We start from the raw sequence: 12,866 nt of genomic DNA, 5'->3' as shown, positions 1-12,866 counted from the left end.
TTAATTTAAAACTAGCGTAGTTTTTACCCTTACGGATGGCTCTGTAGCCGAACGTAAAAACAATAACTCATTCAACTCACCATTTTTCCAGGTGTTAAACATATCGTTGTAATAAAAACTACCCGGATTGCCCGATTCACCGCCGGGGAAAACGCCATAGCCTTTTACATTGGGGCCCATTTGAACTACCATACGCCATGATGGGCCGTTGCCATTGCGCAGGGCATTAATTACACCACCTCTGCCTCCGGCAGCGAAAATACCTGTCCCGAAACCGGGTAAGTTGGCCAGGTGATTAACATAGGTTTGTTTGATAAGCCCCCATTGCCATTTTGGCCCCGGTTTGCCATGTTTGTGTACCAATTCATTTACAGAATTGTAAAAGGACTGAGCAACAATATCTGCACATGTTTCTTTTGCGGGTGTTGTGCTGTTGTCAAACCATTTTGAATTGGGCTCGGTTAAGAGTAGTTTTTCGGTACGATCATAAGATGGATATTTGAGGTAAGTGCCTTTAATATCAAATTTATCGCCCCAAACTTCATTATAGAAATTGTACCACCAGTCATCAAAAATAGTTGCACCAATTGAATTTACCGCATAGTGCTTATCCCATATTTTAACAATATGAAAAGCATTGATTTGCTCGGCGGTCATTTTAGTTGTATCCAGATATTTGAGCATGCCAGGCAAAATATCCTGCGCCAATATGCTGTAGTTATCCATCTGCATTCTACGCATGCTATCAACAGTGGCATTTTTCATGACCGACAGTTTATCATTAATGCGCTTGCCGCGATAGTATTGTTCAAATCGCCAGTTGATATAGTAAGGATACGATGGATCGGTTGATGACTGATTAGCTGAACTGACAAAGCCACGTAGCGGATTTTTGACGGTAGGATTTTGGTCGGCCGGGATCCATCCCTGCCAATCGTTGGCCGGATCGCTGCCATCCAATATAAATTTACCCTGATCCTTAAATTTTAATGGGAACTTTCCGTTGGGGGTAATGGCAATATCTTTATCGTTACTGGCAAAAATGAAATTTTGTGCAGGTGCAGTAAAATAGGTTAGTGCCTTGCGGTAATCAGCATAGTTTTTACCCCTGTTTAAAAGGTGGAAACACATAAACTCGTCCGATTCATCATGTGCAATCCATCTCAGGGCATTTCCAACCGGGATATTTTCGCTTCCTTTTGCCGGTTTTTTATCAGTAGTTTCATAAACCACAGGGCCCTGGTGGGTATACAGAACAGTATCAACTATATCTTTTTGATTAAGTACCTTAATCACTTCCACTCGTTTCTGTACTTTGTTCCATTGGTTGTTATACCAATATTCGTTTTTGGTATTGTCTTTAAATTTAACCTGGTACCAATCCATTACATCGGCATCAACATTGGTAACGCCCCAGCTGATGCTTTGGTTATAACCGATGATGATACAAGGCGCACCGGGCAATGAAACACCATTAACATTTACTGTTGGTGATGATAGTTGCACCTGATACCAAATAGATGGGAATGTTAAGTTTAAATGCGGATCATTAGCCAGTATAGGGTAACCTGTTGCTGATTTGCTGCCACTGATGGCCCAGTTATTACTGCCAACACCCGGAGTTATTTCTTTGGTTTGGATACCTTCTGTCATTTGGGCTATAAAACCGGCTGAAGGTTTTGGGGTAGGCAGGGGTTTAAAGTCCCATTTGGTGCCTACAGGAATTATAGGGTCTTCGTGAAAAGGATAATCAGGGAAAAGATCGTTTACATCTTTTATGCCAAAGCGTTTTAAGTTATTGGTCATGGCAAATTGATCCGAGCCGCCTGCAAGCGTTTCCGACATTAGCTTAAGCAGGTAAGCGCAATTGATGGGCTTCCATTCTTCGGGCTCATAATCAAGTAATTTAAACTCTATCGGGTAATCTTTGGGTGCTAATTGATGGATATAACTATTTACCCCATCGGTATAAGCGTTAACCATTACGCGGGTTACCGGGTTAGCCATTATGCCTTTTAACGTGTTTTCGGCGCCATAAACCATGCCCATTCGGCGGTGATAGCGGTCAAGATCTAAAGTTTTGGAACCTATTATTTCCGATAGTCTGCCTGAGGCTTCACGGGTTTGAATGTCCATTTCCCAAAGCCTGTCGCGGGCGGTAACAAATCCCTGGGCATAATACAGGTCATGATCATTTTTGGCGAAGATATGCGGTATGTGGTTGTCATCATACCTGATGATAACTTTATCCAGTAAACCAGGGAGTTTTAAGTTCTCGGTTGCGAGGGTATGTTTGCTTTCGGCATTTTGCCAGAAACCTGTTGAAGGATTCAGGAATGCACCTATCGGCGGAATTTCTCCGAATTTGCAATCCAATGCCCATATCAATAATGCAGTTAGGGCAATTGAGAGCAGCGCTTTAATAAACTTCATGAGGGGGAATTGTTTATTTAGGCAAGATAAGAAAAACAGAATTAATTTGAAGCCGGATAAAGAAGGTTTTAATGAAACTATATCATGCTTAATGCAGATTGGGTTAAATTATTCTTCGGGTGGTTTTTTAACGCGTTTTTGGGAAAAATAAATATAGAACAACGTTAAAATTATTGCTAAAAGCATTAAATGTGTAATCGTATGGTCCATATTGGTTTAATATCCTTTCTATAAGGTATTTACGAATGTACAATAATTACCACATTAGAGCAACATTAGAAAATTTTATTTTAAATTAATTATTGTTTAATGTACGAATATATTCGTACATTGCGTTATTCCTGTCTAAATCAAAAACAATTTTATGAAACACTTTAAAATATTTTTTTCTTTAAGCCTGTTTTGCAGCCTATCCGGCAGCTTATTTGCGCAAGCACCCGCGCCTCCAATAACGGCAGCGATCCGTTTAGCAGTGACCGACAGTTTATCAGCATCGTTACTGAGCACTTACGTTTATAAGGATACCGCTTTAAAAATGAGTGCATATATTCATAAACGTTTAAAAGACGGAGCATATAAAGGTATTACTAATCCGGCCGAATTTGCACAAGCCTTAAATGCCGATGTGCATTATATTTATAATGACAAGCATTTGGCCATTCAGTTTGATCCGCGTTTTGAAAATATGTTAAAAGACACATCGCACAATGGGGACGTTGAACGGCAAAGGCATGATGAGCAATTAGCTGCCCGGCAAAATTATGGATTTAAAAAAGTGGAAATCCTGAATGGAAACATCGGTTACGTTTACTTCGACAGATTTTTTAGTGTTGATACTAATTCCAAATCAACTGTTGATGCCGTATTTGCAGTATTGAAGAATGTTGATGCATTGATTTTTGATTTGCGGCAAAACGGTGGGGGCGACCCTGCAATGGTTCAGTACATCTGTAATTATTTATTTAAAGATCGTACACATTTGAATGACCTTTATGAAAGGCGAACCAATAAAACCGATCAGTTCTGGACAACTCCGGCTATTTATTCTTCAACTTTTTCATCCTTACCGGTGTATGTTTTGGTAAGCGGACGCACTTTTTCAGGGGGTGAAGAGTTTTCTTATGATCTGCAAAGCTTAAATCGGGTAATTATTGTTGGCGAAACTACGGGTGGGGGAGCGCATCCGGTAAGGCCAATAGCTATAAGTAATGGCTTTATTGGAAATATACCGTATGCCAGGGCAGTAAACCCCGTTACAAAAAAGAATTGGGAAGCTGTTGGGGTTAAACCGGATGTGCAGATAGCTGCCGACAGCGCGTTAGACGAAGCAACGTTGCTTTATTTTAATTATCAGATCGATCATTCAAAAGATCAGGACAAGATTAAAAGCCTCACATGGGCGCGAGATATGTTAACCGGCCATATGCATGCTTATAGAACAGATACTGCAAGGATAAAATTATATACCGGAAATTATGCAGGAAGAATAATAACGTTGAAAAATGGATCGCTTTACTACACCAAACAGGGCATCATAAAAACAAAATTAATTGCACTGTCTGCAGATACGTTTAAGTTAGAGGGTATGGAAAATATTAAACTGCAATTTAATAAAAGTGAAGCTGGGAATGCCACCGAATTGGTTATTTCTACCGATGACGGTTTTTTGGGTAATTACAAAAGACAATAGTAGGCTATGAGTTTTACTTGTTAAAAACAGGCTGTTTAATAATTGAAAGAACGGTAGTTCGGAATGAATTAAATAGCCTGTTTAATCTCTTTTTACTTTTTCATAAAAAAAATCATTTTTATTATAAATTTGAACCGCGGTTAATGAGGAGAACATACAACCGCGCCAATTATATCCTGAAAGATTCTGAAATGAAAAAGTTTTTATTTTTTGCAGCCTGTTGCATGCTAACTGCACTGGCTTCCTCAGCGCAAATTCCTGCCCTGGAACGCGTAGAACCCATGTTTTGGTGGACAGGGATGCACAATCCGGATCTGCAACTGATTGTTCATGGCGATCATATTTCATCGCGCGAAGTAGCTTTAAACTATCCCGGAGTGAAGCTGGTTGCAGTACACAAAGTTGAAAACCCAGATTACTTATTCGTCGATTTGCGCATTTTTTCAAGCGCAGTTCCGGGAACGTTCCCGATAAAGTTTACCGAAGGCGGAAAAAAACCTTTGGTTTATAATTATGAACTGAAGGGAAAAGATCATGCAACCAACCGGGCACAAGGCGTAACCAGTAAAGACCTGATCTATCTCATCATGCCCGATCGATTTTCAAATGGTGATCCGTCTAACGATTCCATCCCGGGTATGCTTGAGCAAGGAATAAACCGCGCCAAAATGTATAGCCGCCATGGTGGCGATTTACAGGGCATCATGGATCACCTGGATTATCTGAAAGATTTAGGCGTAACTGCTATCTGGTTAACACCTGCTGTAGAGAATGACGAACCCAATGCATCTTATCATGGATATGCAGTAACAGATCATTATAGAGTTGACCGCCGTTATGGTTCGAATGAACTTTACAAAAAGTTTGTAGAGAAATGCCATAGAATGGGCCTTAAAGTGGTGATGGATCTGGTACATAACCATGCCGGCACCGAGGGCTATACCATTAAAGATATGCCGATGAAAAGCTGGGTGCATCAATGGCCCACTTATACTAAATCAAACTTCAGGGACGCTGCTGTGATGGATCCGCATGTTTCCCCGGCAGATCGTAAGCAAATGCTGGATGGCTGGTTTGATCATCGCATGGCTGATATGAACGAAAACAATCCGTATGTACAAAACTATTTAACCCAAAACCATATCTGGTGGGTTGAATATGCAGGTGTTGACGGTTTCCGTTTGGACACCTACCCCTATAATGATCCGGAATACATGGCTAAATGGGCGCTTGATGTAAGAGCAGAATTTCCGCATCTGTCCATATTTGGTGAAACCTTGGTATGGTCGGCAGCCAACCAGGCATTTTTTACTGAAGGCAATACCGTAAACCGTGGCTTTGATACCCATTTGCCGGGTGTAACGGATGGCGTTTGGAAAGAAGCTGTTTATGAAGCCCTGAACGGAAAAGAAGGCTGGACTGATGGGGTAAACCGTTTATACTCTGTTATGGCGCAGGACTTTTTGTACAAGGATGCTACCAAAAACACTATATTTTTAGATAACCATGATATGAGCCGCTTCCTTTCTGTTGTGGGCGAAGATATAAACAAATACAAATCAGGCATTGCTATGCTGATGACCATGCGAGGCGTGCCGCAAATGTATTATGGTGATGAGATACTGATGAAAAACTTTTCCAATCCGGATGGTTTGGTGCGTGCTGATTTTCAAGGAGGGTGGAAGGCTGATACTGTAAACAAGTTCGTTGCTGCAGGTCGTACTGCGGCAGAAAATGATGCATTTAATTATGTACGTAAACTGGCTAACTACCGTAAAAATACCACTGCTTTGCAAACAGGTAAGTTAATGCAGTACATTCCTGAAAATGGTATTTATGTGTACTTTAGGTATGATGATAAAAAAACGGTAATGGTTGTTTACAACAGCAGTGATAAAGAACAAAGCACCGCTACAGACAGGTATGCCGAAAGAATTAAAGCAGCAAAAAAGGCAAAAAATATTATCACCGATGAAGTGATTGACCTGGCTAAGCTAACCATCCCGGAAAAGTCAACGCTCGTGCTGGAGTTAGAATAAGAATATTTTTACAAGCGGAAAAAGATGTTATCCCTGAGTTATATTAAAACAATATTTTTCGTAATAGTATCAGTATTTGAATGATTAATGATATAATTGACTAAAAATTGCCGTTAGTAATAAGCTAATAGCTAAAGAATTAAAACTGACTGGAAATTAAAATGAGTAATATTAAAGCCTGTATTTTTGACCTCGACGGTGTAATTGTTGACACGGCGGTTTATCATTATAAAGCCTGGAAACGATTAGCCAACGAACTGGGGTTTGATTTTACGGAAGAGGATAATGAAAAACTAAAAGGCGTAAGCCGCGTTCGTTCTTTGCAACTGATATTGGAGTGGGGACATGTTACCAAAACCGAAGCCGAGCAGGAAGTATTGGCAACCAAAAAGAACGAATGGTATGTGGAAATGATAAGCCATATGACGCCTGCTGAAATTTTACCAGGAGCTAAAGAATTTTTGGAAACCTGCAGAGCAGCGGGCTTAAAAACGGCACTGGGTTCGGCAAGTAAAAACTCCATGACTATATTGGAGAAAATTAATTTAACCCACTTGTTTGATGCTATTATTGATGGTAATAAAGTAAGCAAAGCAAAGCCAGATCCTGAAGTGTTTTTAAAAGGTGCCGAAGCGGTAAATGTAAAACCAGATAAGTGCGTGGTGTTTGAAGATGCGATAGCCGGTATTGAGGCAGCTAAAAATGGCGGCATGAAAGCCGTTGGTATTGGATCGCCGCAGGTATTAACCGAGGCTGATATGGTGGTGCCCGGCTTAAATGAAATGAGTTTAGAAAAATTGAGGGCACTATAGCCCCACCCAACCCTCCCCGGAAGGGAGGGCTTTAAGAATTCTAATATTAAAGAGGAACTTAAAGAAAAAGGATGTTTTTATTTGATATTTTTTAAGATTATAAAACCTCCCAACCCAGAGGATTTAAAAAGTCTCCCCTACCGGGGGAGATTTAGAGGGGGCCAACAATGAAGGACTATATTGAAGTTGATGAATGGAGAATTATAGAACGGGGCTTTAATCCGCATCATAATAAAGTATCCGAAAGTATTTTCAGTTTAGGTAACGGCCGTATGGGGCAACGGGCCAATTTTGAAGAGACATACAGTGGTGAAACCTTGCAGGGCAATTACGTTGCCGGAGTGTATTATCCGGATAAAACCCGCGTAGGATGGTGGAAAAATGGGTATCCCGAATATTTTGCCAAGGTGCTAAATGCCGCCAATTGGATAGGAATAGATATTTTACTTGATGGCGAACAACTGGACCTTGCCAAATGTGAGGTAAGCGATTTTTATCGCGAGCTGAACATGAAAAAAGGATACCTGGAACGCAGTTTCACCGCTAAAACCGCTGTCGGAAAAGTTGTAAAGGTAGAAGCGATACGCTTTTGCAGTATGGCTGATGATGAAGCAGGAGCTATAAAATATACCATTACGCCAATAAACTTCGGTGGCTTATTGACCATTACGCCATTTATTGATGGTGATATAGTTAACAAAGATTCCAACTACGACGAGAAGTTTTGGGATGAAGTAAAAAAAGAAACCTGGGCAACTGGGGGCTACCTACAAATGCGTACCAAAAAAACAGGTTTTGAGGTAACAACAGGGCAGGAGTTCAGCTTTGTGCAAAATGGAAAAGTAGTAAGCACCTCGGCGCAATCTATCCAAAAAGAAAAATATATTGCCTCAAAAATTGAATTGCAGGCAAAAGAGGGCGAGAGTATCAGCATTATTAAATATGCGGCCAACCTTTCGTCTCAAAATTACAATGCCGCCGATTTAGCGGCAAAAGTGAAGCAGACACTGGTGCGCATCAGCGCTAAAGGTTTTGATACCATGCTGACCGAGCAAGCCCATGCCTGGGCTGCCAAATGGAAACATAACGATATTATTATTGAAGGAGATGCCGCAGCTCAACAGGCTATCCGTTTTAATATCTTCCAATTAAATCAAACTTACACTGGCGAGGACGATCGTTTAAACATCGGTCCTAAAGGATTTACAGGCGAAAAGTACGGAGGTTCAACCTATTGGGATACGGAGGCTTATTGTGTGCCTTTTTATCTCTCAACCGCTGATCAGAAAGTTACCCGTAACCTGTTGTTGTACCGATATAAACAATTGGGCAAAGCCATTGATAATGCCAAACTATTGGGCTTTAACAATGGTGCAGCTTTATACCCCATGGTAACCATGGATGGTACCGAATGCCATAACGAGTGGGAAATTACTTTTGAAGAGATCCATCGTAATGGTGCCATTGCCTATGCGATATTTAACTATGTACGTTATACTGCGGATGAAGCCTATCTGGCCGATTACGGGTTGGAGGTATTAATTGCCATAGCGCGCTTCTGGTCGCAAAGGGTTAACTGGTCGGCTGATAAGCAGCAGTATGTGATGCTGGGCGTAACCGGGCCAAATGAGTACGAAAACAACATCAATAACAACTGGTATACCAGCACGCTGGCTACCTGGTGCATGAAATATACCATTGAAATTGCTGATAAAGTAAAAGCTGCCGAACCTGCAAAATATGCAGCGTTAATCAGCAAAATAAACTTTAAAGAAGCTGAAGAAACGGCCAGGTTTAAGGATATCATTGCCAAAATGTATTATCCTTATGATGAAAAGGAGCATGTGTTTTTGCAGCAGGATGGCTATCTGGATAAAGAACAGATTCTGGTTAAAGATTTACCGGCAAGTGAGCGTCCTATCAACCAAAAATGGAGCTGGGACAGGATCTTGCGTTCGTGCTATATTAAACAGGCTGATGTTTTGCAGGGGATTTACTTTTTTGAAGATCAGTACGATATAGAAACCATTCGCCGCAACTTTGATTTTTATGAGCCGCGTACGGTACATGAGTCATCACTTTCACCCTGTGTGCATTCTATTTTAGCTGCTAAGCTGGGCGATGAAGCACGTGCTTACGAGTTTTACTTGCGTACCTCTCGTTTGGATCTGGATGATTATAATAACGATACCGAAGATGGTTGTCATATCACCTCCATGGCAGGCACCTGGATGTCTGTTGTAGAAGGTTTTGGCGGGATGCGGGTACGCGAAGATAAACTTTCGTTCCAGCCGTTTTTACCAGGGAAATGGAAATCATTCTCTTTTAATGTTGGTTTTAGAGGCGCTATTTTAAATATTAAGGTGAGTGCGCAAGGAGTGCAGCTAAAAAACCTATCGGGTAAAGAAACTACTGTATTGGTTTACGGTAAACCGCAACTGGTAAAAGCAAATCACCAACTACTGGTAGAAGCTTAATCGCTTTTTTAAAATAAATATGAATCCATCACCAGCCAACCACAAACTGATCATTTACCAGTTGTTGCCGCGTTTGTTCGGCAATACGAAAACGGTAAATAAAACGTACGGTTCTATTGAAGAAAATGGGGTTGGTAAGTTTAATGATATTAACGATAAGGCTTTACGGGAAATAAAAAACATGGGTTTTACCCATGTTTGGTATACAGGTGTGGTGGAACATGCTACCATGACGGATTATTCCCAGTATGGTATAACGCCCGATGATCCGGATGTAGTGAAGGGCCGCGCAGGTTCGCCGTATGCTATAAAGGATTATTATGATGTTGATCCCGATTTAGCTATGGATGTGAAAAACCGGATGGGCGAATATGAATCACTCATTCAACGTTCGCATGCTAATGGACTTAAAGTAATCATGGACCTGGTGCCTAACCATGTTGCCCGCACTTATGCATCAGACGTTAAGCCCGCCGGGGTACGCGACATAGGCCAGGATGATGATAAAACGAAAGCTTTTAGCACACAAAATGACTTCTATTATATCCCGGGCCAGCCTTTTATCGTTCCATCGGGGTACAATCCTGGGGGCTATGACTTTAAAAGCACGCTTAAAAGTGGTAGTTTTAATGAAAATCCGGCCAAAGCTACCGGTAATGACGTGTTTAGCTCATCGCCATCCTTAAACGATTGGTTCGAAACCATCAAACTAAATTATGGGGTTGATTACCAGGGAGGCCATTCATTGCATTTTGACCCGATTCCGCCATTGTGGAATAAGATTTATGATATTTTAATTTTCTGGAGTAATAAAGGTGTGGATGGTTTCCGCTGCGATATGGTGGAAATGGTACCCATTGAGTTTTGGGGATGGGTTATCCCGAAGGTAAAAGAAAAATACCCTGACCTGATATTTATTGGCGAAGCTTATAATGTGAGCCTTTACGGTAAATATTTGTTTAAAGGTAAGTTTGATTATTTGTATGATAAGGTTGGCCTTTACGATTCCATAAAACGGCTTACCCGCAATGAATATAACGGTACCACCTGGGACATTAACAGCGTGTGGAACAACGATTGCCGCGGTATTGATCAGCATATGCTGCGCTTTATGGAAAACCACGATGAGCAGCGTATAGCCTCCCACTATTTTGCAGGTGATGCATGGCTGGCAGTGCCGGGTATGATTGTTACGGCAACGCTATCTACCGGGCCGGTAATGATTTATTCTGGTCAGGAAGTAGGTGAGCCAGCGGGCGGTAATGAGGGCTTTAGTGGTGATGACGGCCGTACTACCATATTTGATTACTGGGGCGTGCCTGAGTATCAGAAATGGTTAAACAACGGGCAATTTGATGGCGGGCAATTATCTGAAAGTCAACAAAAACTGCGTCAGTTTTATAGCCGCTTGCTCAATGCCGTAAATAAAAACGAAGCTTTAAACGATGGCTTGTTTTATGAGTTGATGCTGGCCAATGAGCATCAAAACGGGTTTAACCAGCGCTTATATATCTTTCTGCGTTATACCGGCAATCAGCGTATATTAGTAATAACCAATTTTAATCGTACCGAAAATACCATCAGCATTAAATTGCCGGATGATCTGCTCAGATTATTTAATTTAAGCGGACACGTGGAGTTTACCGATCTGTTGAACGGTGCAAAATATAATACAGAAAACGTTAACAACGGCCTGCCTGTAATACTATCCGCAATGAGTGGAATGTTGCTTGAATTTTAAACACAAGGGGATGCGAAAGTAAAATGACAAGGGTAGGGTGAAAAAAACGTCATGCCGTCCGCCAACTGGCGGATCGGCACTTCACTTGCTTAGTTTACACTTGGAAGTCCGCTTGCTAAGTGTAAACCTTGCTATCTGCTTGTCCCGTGGGGTGCCGATCCGCCAGTTGGCGGACGGCATGACGGGTTGAGATTTGATGATGAACCAATAAACTATTGAACCAATTATAAATTATGGCAACACAAGGCATTCTGCAAAAACCGAAAATGAGTTTTTGGCAGATCTGGAACATGAGCTTCGGCTTTTTAGGGATTCAGTTTGGTTTTGCACTGCAAACGGGCTACGCAAGCAGCATTTTGTTAAAATTTGGCGCTAAGGTTGATAATTTATCCTGGTTTTGGCTAGCAGCACCGCTGACGGGTATGATCATTCAACCTATTATTGGTCATTACAGCGATCGGACATGGAATAGGCTTGGTCGCCGCAGGCCATATTTTTTAACAGGGGCAATTTTATCAGGTTTGGCGCTCTGCTTTTTACCTAATTCTTCCGGACTTGCGTTTCTAATTCCTCCAATTATTGTTGGCGCCGGTATGCTCATGCTGATGGATGCTTCCTTCAACGTCGCCATGGAGCCTTTTAGGGCATTAGTGGCCGATAATTTACCAGACAGCCAGCATAACACAGGGTTTTCATTGCAAACTTGCCTTATAGGAGTAGGGGCAATTATGGGCTCATTTCTACCGTCAGTTTTGGCGGAATGGTTTCATATATCTGATGTTGCGCCCAAAGGAATTGTACCTAACAATCTCTTATACTCCTTTTACGCCGGCGGCCTTGTGCTGATCGGTTGTATACTATGGACGGTGATAAAAACAAAAGAATATCCGCCGGAAGAATATGCTAAATTCCATGAGCCGGATAAAGAAGTTGCTAAAAAAAGCGGTATATCAGCGTTTTTTTATGATTTGACAAATATGCCAAAAACAATGAGGCAGTTGGGGGTGGTTCAATTTTTCTCGTGGTTCGCCCTTTTTTCTATGTGGGTTTTTACTACCTCTGCAGTTGCGGCGCATGTTTATCATTTGCCAGCAAGTGATACCTCATCGCACCAATATTCAGTAGCTAGTGATTGGGTAGGCAAAATGTTTGGGATTTATAATGCAGTATCGGCAGTTTATGCGTTGTCATTGCCGTTTATTGTAAAAAAATTCAATCGTAAAAAAACACATGCTTTTTCACTAACAATGGGTGGCATCGGTTTAATATCTATATTTTTTATACAAAATCAATATTTGCTGCTCCTGTCTATGATTGGGGTTGGCCTGGCCTGGGGAAGCATCCTGGCTATGCCATATGCAATATTATCAAGTTCAATACCGGCAAAAAAAATAGGGTTATATATGGGTTTATTTAACTTCTTTATTACGTTTCCCCAAATAGTAAACAGTCTTACCGGCAGCTTAATAATAAAGTACTTATTTCACAGTCAGGCAATTTACGGGTTGATAATGGCCGGTATATTTATGTTTTTAGCAGCAATTTCGGTGTTATTTGTTCAGGACGGCAAGGATATTCAGATCATAGAAACTGCCTGATTTAATGTAAAGATTCCACCCAAAGACTTTTGGCTAAATGTGTTTTAATATAAACCGGAATATTGTATATTGCGTA

The 12,866-nt window shown here is 41.2% G+C and carries 7 protein-coding genes; 6 read left to right on the top strand and 1 reads right to left on the bottom strand.

Annotation, left to right across the window (positions count from 1 at the left end):
• Positions 1-2,433 carry a penicillin acylase family protein gene (locus JN11_RS05880; RefSeq protein WP_144910587.1) on the bottom strand — a complete coding sequence of 811 codons (2,433 nt, stop codon included), beginning with the start codon at positions 2,431-2,433 and terminating at the stop codon, positions 1-3.
• Between the two features lie 364 nt (positions 2,434-2,797).
• Here JN11_RS05880 and JN11_RS05875 point away from each other — a divergent pair, with 364 nt between their 5' ends.
• From JN11_RS05875 to JN11_RS05850, 6 genes are all read left to right on the top strand, one after another.
• Entirely contained in the window at positions 2,798-4,123 is a 1,326-nt protein-coding gene (locus tag JN11_RS05875) for a S41 family peptidase (RefSeq protein ID WP_144910585.1), read from the top strand.
• 143 nt (positions 4,124-4,266) lie between these two features.
• Positions 4,267-6,162, top strand: a complete 1,896-nt coding sequence (locus JN11_RS05870; RefSeq protein WP_246138951.1) for a glycoside hydrolase family 13 protein — start codon at positions 4,267-4,269, stop codon at positions 6,160-6,162.
• Positions 6,163-6,323: 161 nt separating this feature from the next.
• Positions 6,324-6,974: a beta-phosphoglucomutase gene (gene pgmB / locus JN11_RS05865; protein WP_144910582.1), complete on the top strand. Its 651-nt coding sequence runs from the start codon at positions 6,324-6,326 to the stop codon at positions 6,972-6,974.
• A 167-nt stretch (positions 6,975-7,141) separates the two neighbouring features.
• Positions 7,142-9,451: a glycoside hydrolase family 65 protein gene (locus JN11_RS05860; RefSeq protein ID WP_144910580.1), complete on the top strand. Its 2,310-nt coding sequence runs from the start codon at positions 7,142-7,144 to the stop codon at positions 9,449-9,451.
• Between the two features lie 19 nt (positions 9,452-9,470).
• Positions 9,471-11,192, top strand: a complete 1,722-nt coding sequence (locus JN11_RS05855) for an alpha-amylase family protein (RefSeq protein WP_144910578.1) — start codon at positions 9,471-9,473, stop codon at positions 11,190-11,192.
• 233 nt (positions 11,193-11,425) lie between these two features.
• Complete coding sequence (locus tag JN11_RS05850; RefSeq protein WP_144910576.1) at positions 11,426-12,790, top strand: MFS transporter; 1,365 nt, start codon at positions 11,426-11,428, stop codon at positions 12,788-12,790.
• Positions 12,791-12,866 lie beyond the last annotated feature (76 nt).

The organism is Mucilaginibacter frigoritolerans, assembly GCF_007830615.1.
GTDB classification, from domain to species: domain Bacteria; phylum Bacteroidota; class Bacteroidia; order Sphingobacteriales; family Sphingobacteriaceae; genus Mucilaginibacter; species Mucilaginibacter frigoritolerans.
The sequence above is the reverse complement of the archived record's forward strand: the minus strand, read 5'-3'. Positions and strand labels throughout refer to the sequence as shown.

Coding starts and splice junctions, on each gene's coding strand:
- JN11_RS05880 (WP_144910587.1), bottom strand. CDS start 2,433: ATGAAGTTTATTAAAGCGCTGCTCTCAATTGCCCTAACTGCATTATTG.
- JN11_RS05850 (WP_144910576.1), top strand. CDS start 11,426: ATGGCAACACAAGGCATTCTGCAAAAACCGAAAATGAGTTTTTGGCAG.
- JN11_RS05875 (WP_144910585.1), top strand. CDS start 2,798: ATGAAACACTTTAAAATATTTTTTTCTTTAAGCCTGTTTTGCAGCCTA.
- JN11_RS05870 (WP_246138951.1), top strand. CDS start 4,267: ATGAGGAGAACATACAACCGCGCCAATTATATCCTGAAAGATTCTGAA.
- pgmB (WP_144910582.1), top strand. CDS start 6,324: ATGAGTAATATTAAAGCCTGTATTTTTGACCTCGACGGTGTAATTGTT.
- JN11_RS05855 (WP_144910578.1), top strand. CDS start 9,471: ATGAATCCATCACCAGCCAACCACAAACTGATCATTTACCAGTTGTTG.
- JN11_RS05860 (WP_144910580.1), top strand. CDS start 7,142: ATGAAGGACTATATTGAAGTTGATGAATGGAGAATTATAGAACGGGGC.